This window comes from Luteolibacter sp. LG18 (genome assembly GCF_036322585.1).
Lineage (GTDB): Bacteria > Verrucomicrobiota > Verrucomicrobiia > Verrucomicrobiales > Akkermansiaceae > Luteolibacter.
The window spans coordinates 5,716,742-5,735,900 of record NZ_AP024600.1 but is presented as its reverse complement, the minus strand read 5'-3'; the positions used below and the strand labels follow the sequence as shown (position 1 = coordinate 5,735,900).

Genomic DNA, 19,159 nt, shown 5'->3' with positions numbered 1-19,159 from the left:
TGGGGAAAGCTATCCCCTGCATGAGCCGCCGGTTTTCCAATCCCTGGTCGCACGATGACCACAGCTTTCTGGACATCCTGAAGTGGAAGTTCGGAAAAATCGCGGAACCCCCGTGGCCGGGAAACGCCAGCGATGATCCCGCGCCGTGGCAGCCGCTGGCCCGCGAAACCATCGCCGCTCAGCCTGCGGTTGGCTGGCGGGCGATCTGGCTCGGGCATGCCTCGTTCCTCGTGCAGGGAGCGGGCTTGAACCTGCTGATCGACCCGGTGTTTTCCGATCACTGCGCGCCGTTTCCGATCGCGTCCCTGAAACGGTTGGTGCCGGTGCCCTGCGCCTCGGACGACCTGCCGCGGATCGACGCCGTGCTGCTGACCCACGGCCACTATGATCACCTCGATCTGCCGACCTTGCGGGGGCTCGGGAAAGACACGCGGCTCATCGTGGCGGATGGTCATGCCGGCTGGCTGGGGCGGCGGGGATTCCATCGCGTGTCCGAGGTGCCGTGGTGGGAAACGGTGGAGATCGCGCCCGGAGTTCGAGTCACGGCCACCCCGGCCCAGCATTTCACCGCCCGCACGCCATGGGATCGGAACCGCGGGCACTGGTGCGGCTGGGTGATCGAGGGCGCGGGGCAAAAACTGTGGCACGTGGGCGATACCGCGTGGTGCCCGGCATTCCGGGAAGTGGGAGAGCGCTTCGGTCCGATCGATCTCGGGATGATCCCGATCGGCGCGTACAATCCGCGCGTGATCATGCGGTCCGTCCACATCACGCCGGAGGAGGCGGTGCAGATTTTCCAGGAATCCCGGTGCCAGCGGGCGGTGGCGATGCATTGGGGAACGTTCCGGCTCACGGATGAACCGATGTCCGAGCCACCGGCCCGGTTGCGCGTCGCGTGTGAAGCGGCGGGGATCGACACATTCTCCGCCGTGCCGGTCGGAGCGCCGGTGGAGACAGGCTGACGGGATTCGCGGTTTTTACACGATATGGTGAAAGAAATGGCGAGTGCCTGGCGGGAGCTGTTGTCGGAAAACAGGGACTTGGCGCGCCGCAAAGGCGGGTGCAGATTCATGGGCGTGAAACTTGGTTCGATTGCATTCCCCCTTCTCCTTCTGACCGCCGCGTTCGCCCAGGACGCGCCCACGGGGCAGGAGTGGCAGCAGGAGCAGAACCTCTCGCGGAACAAGGAGCTGCCGCGCGCCACCTTCATGGCCTTCCCGGATGTGGAATCTGCGAAGGCCGTGGCCCGCGAGAAGTCGCCGTGGTTCCAATCGCTGGACGGCCCGTGGAAATTCAATTGGGTGGGCAACCCCTCGGAACGCCCCGCCGATTTCCACAAGCCCGAGTTTGACGTCTCAAAGTGGAAGGACATCCGGGTGCCTTCGAATTGGCAGCTCGAAGGCTACGACGTGCCGATCTATTCGAACCAGTCCTACACTTTCAAACGCGATTGGCCGCGGGTGATGGGCGAGCCACCGAAAGACTGGCCCGCCTTCAAGGACCGCAACCCGGTGGGCAGTTACCGCCGCACCTTCACCGTGCCGAAGGAGTGGGATGGCAAGGAGGTGTTCGTGAACTTCGACGGGGCCGATTCGTTCTTCTACCTCTGGATCAACGGCAAGTACGTCGGCTTCAGCAAGGACAGCCGCAGCCCCGCCGACTTCAACATCACCAAGGAGCTGAAGCCGGGCGAGAACATCATCGCCGTGGAGGTCTACCGGTATTCCGATGGCAGTTATCTGGAGTGCCAGGACATGTGGCGGCTCAGCGGGATTTTCCGCAGCGTTTACCTCCAGGCCACGCCGAAGGTGCAGGTCCGCGATGTGTTCGCGCTGCCGGATCTGGATGGCGATTACAAGGACGGCACCCTCTCGGTGAAGACCACGGTTCGCAATCTGGGCGATGCCGCGAAGCCGGTGCCCGCCCTGTCGGTGTCCCTGTTCGATGCCGCGGGGAAGAGCGTGGCGGCGGCGGATTCCGAGGCCGCTGGCGAACTGGCTCCGGGAGCCGAGCAGGTGGTCAGCTTGGATTTGAAGGTTTCCGATCCTGCGAAATGGACCGCGGAGACGCCGAACCTCTACACCGTGGTGGTGAAGGGCGCGGACGAGGCGGTGTCCTTCCGCACCGGCTTCCGCAAGGTGGAGATCAAGAACGGCATCTATCTCATCAATGGCAAGCCGGTGAAGCTGAAGGGCACCAACCGCCACGAGATGAATCCCGACACCGGCCACGCGGTCACCCGCGAGCAGATGGTGCAGGACATCATCCGGCTGAAGGAGGCGAACATCAATCACGTCCGCACCTGCCACTATCCGGACGATCCGTATTGGTATGAGCTCTGTGACACCTACGGGATCTACCTGATGGACGAGGCGAACATCGAGTCGCACGGCTACTACTACGGCGAGCAATCGCTGTCCCACCCGCCCGAATGGAAGGCCGCCCACGTGCAGCGGGTGGTGAACATGGTACAGCGCGACAAGAACCACGCTTCGGTGGTGTTCTGGTCGCTAGGCAACGAGGCTGGTCCCGGCAAGAATTTCCAAGCCGCGCACGAGGCGCTCAAGGCGATCGACACCTCGCGCCCCGACCATTACGAGCGGAACAGCTCGATCGTGGACGTCGACAGCACGATGTATCCGGGCGTCGATTGGGTGCAGGGCCTGGCCGCGCAGAAGAACCGCAAGAAGCCGTTCTACATCTGCGAATACGCCCACACCATGAACAACGCGATGGGCAACCTCGCGGACTACTGGGAGGCCATCGAGTCGAGCGACAACATCATCGGCGCTTCCATCTGGGAGTGGCAGGACCAGGCGATCCACGCGAAGGAGATTGAAGGCAAGGCGGTGGTGGATCTGGAACGCGGCAAGCCCGAGCCTGGAGTGAAGAAGATCGAGGCTTACGGCGGCAATTTCGGCGACAAGCCGAACGACGGCCTGTTCATCCTGAAAGGCGTGGTCTTCGCGAACCGCGATCCGAAGCCGGCGTTCTGGGAGGTGAAGCGGGTGTATCAGGACATCACCGCCAGCGCGGTGGCCGGGGACCCGGGACAGGTGGAGATTTTCAACAAGCACTTCTTCCGCGATCTCTCCGGCTTTGAAACGCGTTGGACGCTCAGCGAGGACGGCAAGGAGATCGATGGCGGCGTGCTGACGTCGGTCAATCCCGGACCGAGGCAGAAGGTCCGCGTCACGATTCCCTTCAAGAAGATCGAGCGGGTGGCGTGGGCGGACTATCAGCTCCGGGTCTCCTTCCACCTGAAGGAGGATGCCGCCTGGCAGAAGAAGGGCTATGAGGTGGCTGCCAGCCAGTTCACCAGCCCGTCCCAGGCGAAGCCGTCGCGGCCGGTGCTGAAGGCGGAAGGGAAGCTCACCACCGCCGAGGCCGATGGCCGGATCGTGGTGAGCGGCGAGGGTTTTACCGCGGCCTTCGACACGAAATCGGGCGGTCTTGTCTCGCTGGTCTACGGTGGCAAGGAAGTGCTCGCCGGTGGATCGAAGTTCAACGCCTTCCGGGCTTTCACCGACAATGACAAGTGGACCGCCAACGCGTGGTTCAACAACGGGCTCCACACCCTGGCCGACAAGGCGGACGAGGTGAAGATCGATCCCGAGGTGAAAGAGGCCGTGCGCATCGTCGCGCGGGTGAAGTCCCAGGGAGTGACCTCGGACAAGGTGCCGGAGCAGAACAGCGGCTACCACAAGCTCGTCACCGGCCGCGCGCTCGGGGCGGGGGATTTCCATTTCGAGAGCGTCTATGCGTGGACCGTGTTTCCAGATGGCACCGTGGCGCTCGATGTCGCGGGCAGCGGTGTCGGGCCGGTGATCGTGGTGCCGCGCCTCGGCCAGCGTTTCGAGGTATCGCCTGAACTCGGCAAGTTCACCTGGTATGGCCGCGGTGGCGATGAGAACTACCCGGACCGCAAGACCGGCTCGGATATCGGCCTCTATTCCAAGGCGGTGAAGGACCTGTTCGTTCGCTATCCTAAGCCGATGGACATGGCGAACCACGAGGACGTGCGCTGGTGCGCGCTCAGCGATGACGCGGGCAACGGATTCGTGGCCATCCCCCGCGACGACGTCATGTCCGCCTCCGCCTTGTCGTGGAGTGCGATGGAACTGATGGGCGCGCGCCATCCGCAGGATCTTCCCGAATCGAAACGCACCTTCTTGAATCTCGATGACCACGTGCTCGGCTTGGGTGGCGCGAGCTGCGGTCCGCCGCCGATGCCGCGGGATATCATCCGCTCCGGTCCCTACAGCTTCGGTTTTGTCCTTCGCCCTCTCAAGGCGGGTCAGAACCCGGTCGAGGTGGCCCGTCCGACCGTGCCGGTGACCGAGCCGGTGGTGATCGAACGGAACCGCCGCGGATTGATCGAGCTGACTTCGGCCACGGCGAAAGCGGTGATCCGCTACCGCATCAATGGTGGCGAATGGAAGAACTGGAGCGCGCCCTTCGTGCTGAAGACCGCGGGCAAGATCGAGGCGGTCGCCGCTCTGGAGGGCTACGTGGGATCGGCGGTCACCTCGCGGGAGTTCCCGTTCGTGTTGCCGCGTGACACCTGGAAACTCGTCCGTGCCGATAGCCAGGAAAAGGGCGAGGGCGAGGCCAGCCATGCCATCGATGGCAAACCGGACACCTATTGGCACACCCAATGGCAGGGCGCGACTCCGCCCTTGCCGCACGAATTGGTCATCGATCTCGGAGTGAACGCGGAGCTGGCCGGCGTGACGGTGCTGCCCCGCCAGGACGGTGAAAACGGCCGCATTGGTGACTACGAGGTTTATGCCAGCCTGGACGGCACGGAATGGGGAGCTCCCGCGGCGAAGGGCAAGTTCACCGGCGGTTCGGCTTTGGAGCGGGTGATGTTCGAGAAGCCTCGTGAAACGCGGTTCGTGCGGCTCGTCGCGCTCAGCGAGATCCGCGGCAATTCCTGGTCCTCCATCGCCGAACTGGATGTGATCGCGCTCCGCTCGATGGAAGCTCCGAAGGCCCGCGATGACTGGTCGATTTCCAAAGCCAGCAGCGAGCAGCCCGGCGAGGGCGAGGCGGAGAACCTCATCGATGGCAAGCCCGACACCTTCTGGCACACCCAATACGGACTCTTCCTCGCGAAATACCCGCATGAGATCACCGTTGATCTTGGCAAGCCGGTCAACCTTGCCGCCATGACCGTGCTACCGCGGCAGGACAGCCGCAATGGCCGCATCAAGGGTTACTCGGTGCAAACCAGCGCCGATGGCCAGAAATGGGACAAGGCTGCCGAAGGAGAGCTGGCAGACGATGAAAAGCTCCACGAGATCCGTTTCGCGGCACCCGCCGCGGCGCGCTTCGTGAAGTTCACCGCGCTCGGGGCTCACGATGGCGGCGACTTCGCCTCCGCCGCGGAGTTCGATTTCGTGCCGGCGAAGTAAACGGGCGAACTACCCAAAGAAAAAGCGGAGGCGATGGAGCCTCCGCTTCGTTGCGATTCGGGAGTTAAGGGTCGTGCTTACTTGAGGCGGCCTTGGAGGCCGGCCACGTCCTTGAGCCACTCGTCGGCGTTGCCGCTTTCTTCCCAGACTTCCTTGAGTTCGGAGTCATTGGTCACCTTCTTCACGGCCTTCTGGGCCAGGGTGACGACATCGGCGGGAGCGGTGGCACCGAGTTTCTCGACGTAGGCGGCGACGCCATCGGGGAGTTCCTCGACCGGTTTGCCGAGCAGCGCGGCCACCACATCGGCGGCGGCGATCACGATCGAGCAATCGGTGGCTTCAAGATAATCCTTCGACTGGATGCATCCCTCGAAGATGTCCTTCAAAAGCGTCGTGTCGTCCGCGTCGTCCAGATCCCAGATCCAGTCCATCGCGTCGTCATTTTCAAAACTGCCGGTTCCCCATGCGCCCATGCGCGATTTCTAAAACCATCGGGCCGCGGGCTGTCCAGCCCTTACCTCGAACTTCTTGAATTCGCGATTTGCCCGGCTGGATGGGCGGTTGTGCGATGCGCTGAAAATCAGCGGGATCGCCGGAAAACACCCGCGCCCGGAGGCGCGGATGTTTTCGAAAAACGATGCTTATTTGCCAGCCAGCTTCTCCTCGCGGGCCTTCTTCCATTGCGTTCCGAGCTCTTCGAGAGGGGCTCCGGCGTGTTCTTTCCAGATCTCGTCGGTGTAGTTCCCCGCGCGTGCGGCGGCATTCAGTTTCGCCACGAAGTCCTTGTTCTTCGAGGTCACCACCCAGTCGAGGAAGTTCGCGGTGACGCGGTAGCTCGCGTCGTATTTCGCGTTGGCGATGTTGCCGCGGTTGAGTTCGGCGCCCTTGGTCTGCGGTTCGTAGAGGAACCAGCGGATGTAGTCCGGGATGCCCTCGGTGATCCATCCGGGCGTCGGGTTCTTGCCGCGGCCGTAACGCTGCACCACGTGGACCATCTCGTGCACCACGCAGCCGCGGGCCTCGCCCTTGAGGTTGTTGCGGAACCATCCGGCATTCAGCGAGATCGTGGTCCCGGCGGCCCAAGCCGGGACCCCCTTCATGTCGTCCTGGAACCGGAAGGTCACGGTGGAGGACGGGGTGAAGCCTTCGCTGGGAAGCAGTGCCACGATTTTCGGATACCACTCCTTCACCACCGGGGTGAGCTCGGTTTCCAGCCAGCCCTTCAGGTCGGGGGCAGTGCCGGGATCGAAGGTGTAGGTGTAGGAGCCGGCCTGAACGACCTGCGGGGCGGGTTTGTCCGCGGCCGGAGCCGGGGTTTCCGCGTGGAGGGAACCGGCCGCCAGGCAAGCCAGCAGCGGGACGAGTGCGATGTGTTTCTGGGTCATAATGCGATGAATCAAGGTTGGGGGGTGAGATGGGATGCCACCCACAGCACGAACGACGCGAGCAGCGGGATGCCGGAGGCCACCACGAACCAGAACAGGCCGGCGAGCGGCCAGTAGATCCAGTCCTCCAGCCCCCGGATCAGGGGAATCCGGAAATGGGCGTGGTGGTGGAAGGCCATCCACAGCACCACCCCCACCGCGGCCACTCCCGGGAGGGAGCTCAGTGCGCAGGCCCGCCCCAGCGGGAACCGCGGGCGTTTCCGGGGTACGGGCAGGGGGGCCAGTTGGGGTTCGGATGGGTCGGTCATCGGCCTTGGCGGGGCAAGCCTTCCCATACGGCGGCGGGGATCGGGTCATTTCACGCCGCCGCCAATTGAGGCCGTGGGCCGCCATCGACGGGTTTCCTTTCCTCCGCTGGACAAACGCCCGCCCCTCTGGCATCCCTCCGCCGCCATGTCCGAGTTGTCGAAAGCCTATGAACCCCAAGCGGTCGAAGAAAAGTGGTACGCCGCTTGGATCGACGGGAAGTGCTTTGAAGCCGATCCTTCCTCCGAGAAGGAGGGCTATTCCATTGTCATCCCGCCGCCGAACGTCACCGGCATCCTCCATCTCGGCCACGTCCTGAACAACACGCTCCAGGACGTGCTGGCCCGCCGCGCTCGCCAGCAGGGCAAGGAAGTCCTCTGGCTGCCCGGCACCGATCACGCCGGTATCGCCACCCAATCGAAGGTGGAACGCGAGCTGAAGAAGAACGAAGGCGTGGGTCGCCGCGACCTCGGCCGCGACAAGTTCCTCGAGCGCGTCTGGGACTGGAAGGACCAGTACGGCGGCATCATCATCAAACAGTTGAAGCGCTTGGGCTGCTCCTGCGATTGGAGCCGCGAGCGCTTCACCATGGACGAGTCCTACACGAAGTGGGTGAGCCATGTGTTCGTGGAGCTTTTCAAGGAAGGCCTGATCTACCGCGGCAAGCGCATCGTGAACTGGTGCCCGGTGTCGCTCACCGCCCTCTCCGACGAGGAGGTGATCATGACTCCGCAGCGCTCGAAGCTCTACTTCATGAAGTACGAGCTGGCGGACGCTCCCGGCGAGTTCCTGGAAATTTCCACCACCCGTCCGGAAACCCTGATGGGTGACGTGGCCGTGGCCGTGAACCCGAAGGACGAGCGTTTCGCGAAATACATCGGTCGCAAGGTGTTCCGCCCGTTCCCGCATGCGGAGATTCCGGTGATCGCGGACGATCACGTGGACATCGAGTTCGGCACCGGCGCGCTCAAGATCACTCCGGCCCATGACAAGGCGGACTTCGAGATCGGCCTGCGCCACAATCTGCCAATCATCGACGTGCTCACGCCCGAGGCGCACATCAACTGCCCCGAGGTGCCGGATCTCCACGGTCTCGACCGCTTCGTGGCCCGCAAGAAGGCCGCGGCGAAGCTGGAGGAACTCGGCCTCCTCATCAAGGTGGAGGAGTATGAGAACAACGTCGGCTTCTCCGAGCGCGCGGGCGTGCCGATCGAGCCGCGCATTTCGATGCAGTGGTTCCTCAAGTATCCCTGCGTGAAGGAAGCCGCGGACGCCGTGGCCAACGGTGACATCAAGTTCCGTCCCGAGCGCTGGGCGAAGACCTATGCCCACTGGATGGAGAACCTCCAGGACTGGTGCATCAGCCGCCAGCTCTGGTGGGGCCACCAGATCCCGGTGTGGTACCGCAAGGACAAGCTCGAAGCGCTCAAGGGTGCCGAGGCGCTCGACATGGCGGACTTCCAGGCTGGTGACATCCACGTCGGCGTGGACTCCCCCGCCGACGCGGAAAACTGGGTGCGCGACGAGGACGTGATGGACACCTGGTTCTCGTCCTGGCTGTGGCCGTTCGCCACCATGGCGGACGTGGGCGAGCAGACGCCGACCTTGAAGAAGTTCTACCCGACCGACGACCTCGTCACCGGTCCGGACATCATCTTCTTCTGGGTGGCGCGCATGATCATGGCGGGCTTCCGCTTCACCGGCGAGCTGCCGTTCAAGAACGTCTATTTCACCGCGATCATCCGCGATCTCAAGGGCGAGAAGATGTCGAAGTCCAAGGGGAATTCGCCCGATCCCATCGAAATGATGGAGAAGTATGGCGCGGACGGGCTGCGCTTCGGCCTGCTGCGCATCGCGCCGGTCGGCAGCGACATCCGTTTCGATGAAGCCCACGTCGAGGAAGGCCGCAATTTCGCCAACAAGCTCTACAACGCCTGCCGTTTCCGCCAGATGGCCGGGGACGACAGCGAGTGGGAGGAGCTGGAGCTGCGCCCGCACCACGTCGACATCATGGCGAAGCTCGATGAGCTGACCGTCGATCTGGAGCGCGCCTACGGCGAATACCGTTTCGGTGAAGTAGCCCAGCTTCTCTACGAATTCCTCTGGAACGAGTTCTGCGACAAGTTCCTCGAAGCCGTGAAGGGCGACCTGCGCGAGACCGCCACCGCGGATGCGCGTAATGCCACGCTCGCGACCTTCGATGCCGTGATGAGCCGCTACCTCCAGCTACTCCACCCCTACATGCCCCACGTCACCGAGGAGCTGTCGCTCCGGATGGGCTTCGTGGAGGAAGGGGAGTTCCTGATGCAAAAGGAGCTGCCGGACGAGCCGCTGCTGGAAGGTCTGGAGCAGGAAGGCATCGACAATGCCAAGGGCGTCGCCGGTGCGGTGTATGAAGCCGCCGGTCGCCTCCGCAACCTGAAGGCCGAATACAAGCTCGCGTCCCGCAAGGACGTGACCTTCGTGGTGAAGCCGTCCGTCGATTGGCTGGGCGAGGAAACCGACATCCTCGCGCTGCTGGCCGGCTCGAAGGAAGTCCGGATCGATGCCGCCTACGAGGCACCGAAAGGCACGCCGGTTGCCCTGACTCCGGTCGGGGAGATCTATCTTCCGCTGGAAGGGCTGATCGATGTCGAGTCCGAGCGCCTGCGTATTTCCAAGGAGATCGAATCGACCACCAAGGAGGTTGCAAAAAGCGAAGGCAAACTTGGCAACGCCAGCTTCGTCGATCGCGCGCCGCCGGAAGTCGTTGAACAAGAGAAGGCCCGCCTCGCCGATTGGAAAACGAAGCTCGCTCAGCTCCAGGAGATGCTCGCCGCACTCGCCTGATCGCTTGTCACGCGCCGCCAGACTGTCAGTGTGGCGGCGCGCAGTTGCTACATGTCGAAACTCGAAACCATCCCCGGCATCGGTAAATCCTCGGTCGAGCTGCTCGAAGCCGCGGGATTCCTCGATGAAAATTCCTTGGCGAAAGCCGGGCTGGACCAGTTGGTGGCGGAGCTTGAGCGGGCGAATTCGGTCCTGAAGATCGCCAAGCGGGCTCCGCGTCGCGCCGAAGTGGAGAAATGGCTTTCCGCCGCGCGGGACCGCACGGGGATTGCCGCTCCGGGTTCCGACGAGGAAGACGAGGGCGCCCAGCCGTTGGTGGCGGTGAACTACGAAGAGAATCCCGAAGTGGCAGCCATGCTGGCCCGGTCGCCTTCCGCCCAGCCGCTGCCACCGCGCCTGCTCATCGAGAACGAGCTGGCCGTTTCCGACATCCCTCCAGCCGTGCTTCTCAGCCGCGTGGTGGGGGATCTGGACGTCCGGGTCACCGAAACCGCCTCTTCCAAGCCGGTGAAGCTGCCCGCCGGTGGCTCCGTGCAGGTGGGGGATGCTCCCGCTCCGAAGCGCGAGATCGATGCTTCCCGCATCCGGACCATCGCGGACATGACGCCGGTCGCTTTGAAGCCCGGCACCTCTTCTTCGGACTCTGGCAACGACCGAGTGGCACTGATCCGCGCGCCCCGTGAAAGCACCAACCGCGGGCGTAATCCGGAGTCGCGTTTCTTCATCCGTGGCGTGCTCCACACCCACCCGCTCCAGGTGATGTTCGGGGCGGTCGTGACCTTGGTGATGATGGTGGTGCTGCCGCTGGCCATCGTCGCCGCGGGGTTGCTGTTGCTCAGCGATATGCAGCCGGAGCAGTTCGGCTGGGTGCCGAAGTGGTTCCTCGCTTTCCCGATCGCCCTGCCGGTCACCGGATTGGCCTATCTGATCTGGGGCGTGGGAGCTGGCAAGTGCCGCATCTGCGGCCAGCGCCTGTTTGTGCCGAAGAACTGCCGTAAGAACGCCAAGGCACACCACGTGAAGTGGATCGGCTACATCATTCCCACCGCGCTCCACATGCTGTTCTTCCGCTGGTTCCGCTGCACCTACTGCGGCACCCCGGTCCGGTTGAAGGAGTAGTTCTTCGATCGACGACGCGCTCCGTCCCGGAGTGGTTGGGAAATTGCTGGCAATTTCTGGATTGTTTTGAGAGATCCGGGTCGCGGTTTGCGTTCCCTTGGTTCTTTTTTTGTTCCGATGTTGAAGCGTGTTTCCCTCTGCCTGTTGTTTCTGGCTTCGGCCCTCCATGCGGAGCGCCCGAACATCATCCTGATCGAGTCCGACGACCAGCGGCCCGATGCGATCGGTGCTCTCGGCAATCCGACGGTCAAGACCCCGGGGCTCGACCGTCTCGTCGCCAATGGGATGGCCTTCACCAACGCGCGGAACCAAGGATCCTACAACGCCGCCGTCTGTGTCGCGAGCCGCTCGATGCTCCAGTCCGGACAATCGCTCTGGCACTACGACGACAACCTCCAGGGTCGCGTCACCCTCGGGGAGCTGCTTCAGAAAGCCGGCTACCACACCTACGGCACGGGGAAGTGGCACAATGGCAACGAATCGCTGAAGCGCTCCTTCACCGCCGCGGACAACATCACGCCGGGATTCCTGCCGAAGGGGCATGACAGCGCCTTCCCGACTCTGGCGATCCACGATGGGAAGGTTTCGAAGGGCGCGAATGTGCCGCCGCGTCTCTCCTCCGATCTCATCGGCTCCACGGCGTTCGATTTCCTCACCCGCTACGAGGACAAGAAGCCGTTTTTCCTCTACGTCGGCTTCAACGCGCCGCATGATCCCTACACCGCGGACAAGGAATACGAGGCCCGGTATCGCGATGCCTCCGGCAAGTCGACGGTGCCTTCGCCGCCCGCATTCCGTCCTGTCCACGCCTTCGATCCCGGAGTGCTGAAGATCCGCGACGAGGTGCTGCTGCCCCGCCCGCTCGATCCCGCGGCGCTGGCCGATCAGAACGCCACCTACGATGGCATGATCAGCCACCTCGACCACTGGGTCGGCAAGCTGCTGGACCACCTCAAGGCCCGCGGCCTGGATCAGAACACGGTGGTCATTTTCACCAGCGACCACGGCCTCGCCCGCGGCAGCCACGGACTGCTCGGCAAGCAGAACGTCTATGAGCACACGCTGAAGATCCCCTTCGTCATCAGCGGCCCGGGTGTCGCTGCTGGAAAACGCACCGACAGTGCCGTCTACAACTACGAGCTCTACCGCACCATCGCCGACTACGCAGGGGCCATGGCTCCCGCCCAAGCGGAGGGTGGTTCGCTCCGTCCGATCCTCGAAGGCAAGGCCACGCAAGGCCGGGATGCCACCTACCACGGCTACACCAGCCTGATGCGCGCGGTGGTGGTCGATGGCTGGAAGCTCATCGAGTATCATGTGAAGGGCGAGCGCCACACCCAGCTCTTCCACCTCACGGAGGACCGGACCGAGGAAAAGGATCTATCCGCCGACCCCGCGCAGGTGGACCGCCTGAAGACGCTGCGCGAGCGCATGATCGTGGAGCGTGATCGCTACGGCGATGAAGACGGCGAGTTTTGGACTGACATCGGCTTCGGCACGCCATTGGCGAAGACGTCGAATCCCCACGCCAAGCCCAAACCGGAGAATCATACTCAGGAAGAAGAAAAGTAACGCTTCCAGTCACAAGCGTCCGTTGATCATTGAAATTTTCCAGTCGCGGAGCGACGTCATGATCGTAGCCGTGGGTTTCAACCCACGGGAGATGTCGTAATGGATTCGGAGTCGCGGAGCGATGATGGAAAGGGCGGGATGTCATCACCATGTTGGCCTGAATCATGTCGTCCGGCACATCAATCGTCGCTCCGCGACTCCATCATTCACGATCACCTTTCCGTCGGTTGAAACCGACGGCTACAATCGGATGCCACTCCGTGGCGGAATAGTTCCAGAGGGCAGAGCCAACTGGGAATCGGAGCAATGGAAAGCCCGGACATCGGAAGACGTCCGGGCTTGAAGAGAAGATTGAGTTGTCTGGAGATTCCTTACTTCGGGTTCGCCTTGAGGTAGGCCTCCACATCCTTCGTCACGATCAACTGGCCGTGCATCACGGCCCAGTGGCCCGGGAAGGTGCAGACGAACTCGTAGGTGCCTTCCTCGGCGGGGGCCGTGAATTGGATCGTCTCTTTCTTTCCGGCTTCGAGCAGCTTGGTCGCGGCGAGAATGCGCGGATCCTTGTCCGGCACGTAGGCCCGGCCCTGGGAATCGAGTTTGCCGGGCGGCTGGGCCTGGACGGCTTCCGCCACCTCCTTGAAGGTGCCCGGTTTCACGAACACGATGTTGTGCGGCATCGCATCCGGGTTCTCGAAGGTGAGGGACACCGGTTTGGCCGCTGCCACCACCAGCTTCGTGGTATCGAAACGAAGTTGCTCCGGCACCGTCTTCACCACCAGGGTGCGGATGGTCAGGCCATCGAGACGTGAACCGGCTTTCGTGGCTTCCGCCGCGGGCAGCAGTCCGGTGAGGTCACGGGCGACCTTGAGCGCGGCGACGAATTCCGGTGTGGCTCGATCGGCCTCCGCGGTATGGCCTGCCCAGTCGGTCACCGCGTCCAGCACCTTGGCAGCCTTGTCGCCGGACCACGCGTTGTGCGGCAGGCGGCTGATCCCTTTCAAAGCCAGCGGGATCTCCTCGCCGCGGGCGATCATGTCGGCGAGGCCGTTGAAGACCAGGCCCGGCTCCTTCTTCATCGCCACCAGGGTTTCGATGGCGGACTCGCGGATCGAGCCGGCCGGATCCAGCGGCACCGGGATGCGGACCGACGGCTTCGGCGCGGCGATGGAGGCCTTCCGGAACAGCGGTTGGTGCTTCGAATCGAGGACGGTGAGGGTGAACTTGTCGAGGCGGTCCTCATAGCCCGTCCGGTTCCAGACCGTGATGGCGGAGATCGCCTGCGGGGTTTTCAGGTCGAGTTCCCACCATGGGCGCTTCGAGTTCTCCTCGGTGTGGGTCTGGGTGCCGGACTCGAACACGCCGTTGGTGTTGCCGTCGATCGCCTTGTCGGCGGTGCCGCCGAAGGCCGTGGTCGATTGGGTGGCGGTGCCGGTGCCCGCGATGTTCTTGTCGCCGGAGAACACCTGCACCTCGGCCAGGGTGAGCGTGCCCTTCGGCAGTTCAATGCGGACGTAGCGCGCCGCACCGGAACCGTTTGTGGCCAGCGAGGTTTTGATGGCGGGCGGCAGCGTGCCGAGCAGCGGCATCACCTTGTCGAAGGCGGAAGCCCGCAGGGTGGCATCGGGCAGCAGTTGCAGGGATTCGAGGAAATCCACCAGATCCGTCGAGGACCTCGCGGCCATATTCCAACGGGGTTCGATCGAACCATCGACTTGGATCAGGGCGGCGATCGCGAAACGGCGCAGCGTTTCCTCGGCTCCCGCGCCTGCGAGGTCGTCCAGCTCTGCCCGCACCGATTTCAGGTCGGCGGGAGATTCGGAAAGGAGCAGCTTGGCCAGCTCATCCGCGGCCTTGCCGCCGGTCTTGGCCATCGGAGCGAGGATTTCGAACAGCACCTTCACCGGTGGCTGGTTCTTCAGCTTCGCGAGATCCGCCAGGGCGGTCTTCCGCTGGTCGGCGGAGATCTCCGGACGCGTCAGCATCGCGGTGAGCGTGAAGGGGGACTTGGGCAGCTTGGCGAGTTCGGCTCCGTTCAGGGAGCCGACGATGTATTCGGCTCCTTCCGGATTGCCCGCGGCCACGGTCTTGCCATCCATGATCGCTTGTTTCCACCACGGCGCGAGCTGGCGCATGGTTTCCTTCAGGCAGTAGTCGAGGTAGTAATCGGTCGGCTGCTTGAGCGCGAGGAGGGCGATGTCCGCGGCTTCCCATTCACGGAAGAAACTGGCGACACGCACCGCTTCCAACCGCACGCGCGGGGCTTCGTCCGCGGCGGCCTTCTTGAGCAGCGCGAGTGCGTCCGGCACACGGTCGCGCCAGTAGCCGAGCACGCGGATGCCTTGGGCGCGGGCACGGGGTTCCTTCGAGGCAAGGATGCGTTTGAGCAGGCCGGTGTCCACGGTGTCGTGCCACTGGTGGACCCACAGGGCTTCCAGCAGGTGGTGCTCGTAGGCCGGGTCCTTTTCATCGAGGGTTTCGATCCAGTGCTTCACGCCGGCGATGACTTCCTGCGGGTCATGTTTGCCGAGTTCGATTTTCGCTCGGAGGCGGACGTCGTTCTCCGGCTCCTTCAGCAGGTCGAGCAGCGCGGCGACGGGCTGGCCGTCGATCTTCTTCGGTACCAGCAGCGGACGGCCCTCGTAGGTGATCCGGTAGAGGCGGCCGTGCTGGTGGTCGCGGTTCGGATCGCGGAGATGGTGCTGGAGATGGCCGATGAGCATCTGCGACCAGTCCATGAAGTAGAGCGAGCCATCCGGTGCCACGGTGATGCCGGAGGGGCGGAAATTGGGGTTCTGCTGGATGTCGGTGGAGACGAGGTTCTCGATGGTCTCGCCCTTGATGCCGGAACCTTCCTCGGTGAGCTTCGCGCGGAAGATGCCCTGGATGCTGATCACGTTCGTGTTCAGGAACAGGCCCTGCCAGTCATCCGGGAAATGGCGGCTGCTCAGGATGGCGGTGCCGGGGCAGGGGCGGGACGGGCGATCCCAGAACGGCTGCATCTGGGGATGGGCTCCTTCGCTGAGGAAGCCGCTCATCGCCGGTCCGAAGTAGTTCACATTGCCGGTGGCGTCGGTGATCAGGTCGTTGCCCCAGTAATCGAACACGCGGCCGTGGGGATTCGCGAATCCGTAGGCGGCGTGGCGGATGAATTTCCCGGTGCCGGGTTCGTAGCGGTAGATGCAGCCGTTCTGGTTGCGAACCACGCCGTCGCGCGTTTCCACGTTGGTGCGGTGGAACACGCCATCGCTGAGGTAAACGGCTCCTCCCGGCTCAAGGCACATCGAGTTCGTCTCATGGTGGGAGTCCGCGGCATCGAGGCCGGTGAGCACGCGCTCCCGCGTGTCCGCCTTGCCGTCGCCGTCCGTGTCGCGGATGTACCAGAGGTCCGGCGATTGCATGACCAGCACGCCGTCCTTGTAGAACTGGAATCCGGTCGGGCAGTTCAGGCCGTCCGCGAAGGTGGTCACCTTGGCGGCCTTGCCAGTCTTCGGATCGAGGTCGATCACCAGCAGCTTGTCGAAGTCTTTCGTCGTCGGACTGGTTTCCGGGTAGTTCTTCCAAGCGGAGATCCACAGGCGGCCCTTGGTGTCGAAGGCCATCTGCACCGGGTTGACGAGTTCGGGGAAGGTCTTTTCGGAGGCGACCAGTTCCACCTTGCAGCCCGCCGGGAGCTTGAGGTGCTTGATGGCTTCCTCCGGATCGGTGTAGGGGACCGGCTCCTTGCGGTTCGGAGGAGTGGCTTCCACCGGCGGCAGGTTGTCGTCCTTCACCACCAGGTCGCCGCCCTTCGCCACCGCCCACACCCGCTGGTCGCGGTTGGCGGTCTTCACGTCGCGCTGCGCCATTTCCTGGTTCAGGATCTTCGCATTGGTGACGCCCTCGTAGGAGATCAGCGAGCGACCACCGTAGATGTTGTATTGATCCACGGTGCGGTAGCGGTGGTGCCACTGCTCGTTCTTGTCGAGCACCGCCTCGCGGATCCGGGCCAGCTTCGGATCGTCCAGCGATCCGGGATCACGGCCGAACAGCGCCTTGAACTGGATCGGGGCGAGCAGTTTGTCGCCCTCGTCGGTGAGATGGATGCCGTTGAGCGTGAGCGGGGACTTGGCCTTCGCGTAGAGTTCGCGGGAGGCGTCGTAAAGGTTCACGAAGGGGACGTTGTTGGCCTTCGCCACCTCCGCCATGGCACCGGTGTAGAGCACCAGGTTGCGGTTGTTCTGCGCCGGGTCGGTGCCGGGCCGCGGCTCCTGCGCGATCGGCGAGACCAGCACCAGGCGGCAGGTGCCCTTGCCATTGTAGTTGGCGGAAAGCTGGGCCTTCAGGTAGGCTGCCAGGTTCGCCTTAAACTTCGGTAGCCCAGTCTCGCCGTCGAAGGACTCATTGAACCCCCAGTAAGCGATGATCACGTCCGCTCCGAAATCGGTGCCGGCCTTGTAGGTCACCTTGGTGTTGTCGGGCGGCGTGAAGTCGCCCTTCTTCATGGAAAGGAAATAGCTTGTGGGCGGCACGTCCTCGGAGCGCGGATGCACGTTGATCTCGTCTCCGCTGAAACCGAGGTTCCGGATCGTGAGATCCAGATCCGGGTAAGCGCGCTGGATCAGGGCCTCCAGCCAGGCCTGGTGTTGTTGGCGATCCGCCAGACCGCTGCCGACGATGGCGATGTGATCGCCTTTCTGGAGTTGGAGCGGGGATTCCTGCGCCGTCGCCACTTGGCAGATGGACGGGGCAAGGGCGATGCCGAAGAGGGAATGGTAGCGGGAAATCATGGCCGGAGAAAATGGGCCTCCGGAGAACACAACAAACGAAACAGACTCTCCGGAAGCTTCCGGAAATACCGAACGCGGGCTGCCGATTCTTGCAGTTGTGCGGGAAAATCTGTGATTTGACCCGATTTTGACCGAATTATTCCTTCGCCCGGCTGTCCATCACGATGGTGACCGGCCCGTCGTTGACCAAGGCCACCTTCATGTCCGCACCGAAGATCCCACGTCCCACCGGCTTGCCGAGGTGGCCTTCCATCATCGCGCAGAACCGTTCGTAAAGCGGTTCGGAAACCTCCGGCCGCGCCGCGCGGATGAAGGACGGGCGGTTGCCCTTCTTCGTCGAGGCGTGGAGCGTGAACTGGCTGACGACGATCACGTTGCCCGAGCAATCGATCACCGAGCGGTTCATCTTGCCCTCGTCATCGCCGAAAATCCGCATCGCCGTGATCTTCGCCGCCAGCCACGCGGCATCCTCCTCGCCATCGCCGTCCTCAATGCCCAGCAGCACCAGCAGGCCGGGACCGCAATGGGACACCAGGTGGCCGTCCACGCGGACGGAGGCTTCGAGGACACGTTGGACGACGGCGCGCATGGCCGTTAGGCTGCTCCCATCCGGATCGAAAGGGAAGCCAAGCGGCGTCTTTTCCTCCGCTCTCCCGCACCATGGACTCCACCATCCACTTTCCGAAACCGCTTCGCACAGGCCACGCGATCGGCATCACTGCGCCTTCCAGCGGAGTGGTGGTGGAATCCCATCTCCAGCGGCTGGAGCTGATCGAAGGCCAGCTCCGCGCCGCGGGCTACGGCGTGATCGAGGGAAAGTGCCTGCGCGCCGATCACCAGCACGTCAGCGGCACTCCGCAGCAGCGGGCCGCCGATTTCACCGCTCTCTGGAATGATCCTCAGGTCGGCGCGATCATCCCGCCGTGGGGTGGAGAGTTGCTGATCGGGATGCTACCCCATTTGGATTTCACTTCATTGGCGGCGACTCCGAAATGGGTGATGGGCTATTCGGACATCTCGACGCTGCTTCTCGCCATCACGGCGACCACCGGCATCGCCACGGCCCACGGTCCCGGCCTGATGGATCTGGTGCGCGATCAAGTGGCCAGCGTTTGGGAGACGGCGTTCGAGATGCTGGGCAGCGAAGCCGGAGCGAGGTTCAGCCAGCGGAGCTTCGAGCGCTATCAAGTCGATTACATTCCCTACGAGGCGCAGATGGACGCGAAGTTCAACCTCACCGAGCCGGTTGAGTGGAAACGTCTCGGCGACCAAACGCCGTGCCGGTTTTCCGGGCGCTTGATCGGCGGCTGCCTCGATACCGTGGTGCATCTCGCGGGCACCCCCTACGGCCATGTGCCAGCCTTTCTGGAGCGCCACCGGCAGGACGGCGTGATCGTGTTCCTGGAAAATTGCGGACTGGCCCCCGTCGAGGTCGTGCGTTCGCTCTGGCAACTGCGGCTCGCCGGTTGGTTCGAGGGCGTCCGCGGACTGGTGTTGGGGCGATCGGCTGGACCGGACGTTTCCGGTGTCGGTGAACTGGGCTATCGGGAGGCGGTCGAATCGGTGGTCGGGGACCTGTCCGTGCCGGTGCTGATCGATGCCGACATTGGCCACCGTCCACCCCAAATGGTGTTGGTCAATGGCGCGCTGGCCCGCGTGGAGTGGTCGGAAGGAGCGGCCAGCGTGGTGCAGCGGTTTATCTGACGCAGGCATTTCCGAACTTCCTCGATTCCAGGATTGTCCGGCGGCGCTTGAATCCTAGCGT

11 protein-coding genes are annotated in these 19,159 nt (G+C 63.5%); 6 read left to right on the top strand and 5 right to left on the bottom strand.

Annotated elements, in window-relative coordinates; all coding sequences use genetic code 11:
- Positions 1 to 20 precede the first annotated feature (20 nt).
- Entirely contained in the window at positions 21 to 962 is a 942-nt protein-coding gene (locus llg_RS22745) for an MBL fold metallo-hydrolase (protein WP_338287381.1), read from the top strand.
- Between the two features lie 114 nt (positions 963 to 1,076).
- Positions 1,077 to 5,417, top strand: coding sequence for a glycoside hydrolase family 2 TIM barrel-domain containing protein (locus tag llg_RS22740; RefSeq protein WP_338287380.1), 4,341 nt, complete (start codon positions 1,077 to 1,079; stop codon positions 5,415 to 5,417).
- A gap of 77 nt (positions 5,418 to 5,494) precedes the next feature.
- On the opposite strand, the gene llg_RS22735 is transcribed toward llg_RS22740, so the two are convergent.
- The 3 genes from llg_RS22735 to llg_RS22725 form a co-directional block, all read right to left on the bottom strand.
- The gene (locus tag llg_RS22735; protein ID WP_338287379.1) at positions 5,495 to 5,848 is read right to left on the bottom strand and encodes a DUF4259 domain-containing protein; all 354 of its coding nucleotides are present in this window, start codon (positions 5,846 to 5,848) and stop codon (positions 5,495 to 5,497) included.
- A 210-nt stretch (positions 5,849 to 6,058) separates the two neighbouring features.
- Positions 6,059 to 6,802, bottom strand: a complete 744-nt coding sequence (locus llg_RS22730) for a basic secretory protein-like protein (RefSeq protein ID WP_338287378.1) — start codon at positions 6,800 to 6,802, stop codon at positions 6,059 to 6,061.
- Positions 6,803 to 6,813: 11 nt separating this feature from the next.
- Positions 6,814 to 7,110, bottom strand: coding sequence for a hypothetical protein (locus llg_RS22725; RefSeq protein ID WP_338287377.1), 297 nt, complete (start codon positions 7,108 to 7,110; stop codon positions 6,814 to 6,816).
- Positions 7,111 to 7,255: 145 nt separating this feature from the next.
- On the opposite strand from llg_RS22725, the gene llg_RS22720 reads away from it, so the two are divergent.
- The 3 genes from llg_RS22720 (at position 7,256) to llg_RS22710 (ending at position 12,628) form a co-directional block, all read left to right on the top strand.
- Positions 7,256 to 9,937 (top strand): valine--tRNA ligase, encoded by a 2,682-nt coding sequence (locus llg_RS22720; RefSeq protein WP_338287376.1) that lies wholly within the window; start codon positions 7,256 to 7,258, stop codon positions 9,935 to 9,937.
- Between the two features lie 51 nt (positions 9,938 to 9,988).
- Complete coding sequence (locus llg_RS22715; RefSeq protein WP_338287375.1) at positions 9,989 to 11,056, top strand: DUF4332 domain-containing protein; 1,068 nt, start codon at positions 9,989 to 9,991, stop codon at positions 11,054 to 11,056.
- A 117-nt stretch (positions 11,057 to 11,173) separates the two neighbouring features.
- On the top strand, positions 11,174 to 12,628 hold the full coding sequence (locus llg_RS22710; RefSeq protein WP_338287374.1) for a sulfatase-like hydrolase/transferase: 1,455 nt from the start codon (positions 11,174 to 11,176) through the stop codon (positions 12,626 to 12,628).
- A gap of 371 nt (positions 12,629 to 12,999) precedes the next feature.
- On the opposite strand, the gene llg_RS22705 is transcribed toward llg_RS22710, so the two are convergent.
- Together llg_RS22705 and dtd are read right to left on the bottom strand one after the other, a co-directional pair.
- Positions 13,000 to 17,394 carry a GDSL-type esterase/lipase family protein gene (locus llg_RS22705; protein WP_338287373.1) on the bottom strand — a complete coding sequence of 1,465 codons (4,395 nt, stop codon included), beginning with the start codon at positions 17,392 to 17,394 and terminating at the stop codon, positions 13,000 to 13,002.
- Between the two features lie 136 nt (positions 17,395 to 17,530).
- The gene (gene dtd / locus llg_RS22700) at positions 17,531 to 17,983 is read right to left on the bottom strand and encodes a D-aminoacyl-tRNA deacylase (RefSeq protein ID WP_338287372.1); all 453 of its coding nucleotides are present in this window, start codon (positions 17,981 to 17,983) and stop codon (positions 17,531 to 17,533) included.
- A gap of 71 nt (positions 17,984 to 18,054) precedes the next feature.
- Between dtd and llg_RS22695 the strand changes: the two genes are divergently transcribed.
- Positions 18,055 to 19,098: a S66 peptidase family protein gene (locus llg_RS22695; RefSeq protein WP_338287371.1), complete on the top strand. Its 1,044-nt coding sequence runs from the start codon at positions 18,055 to 18,057 to the stop codon at positions 19,096 to 19,098.
- Positions 19,099 to 19,159: the final 61 nt, after the last annotated feature.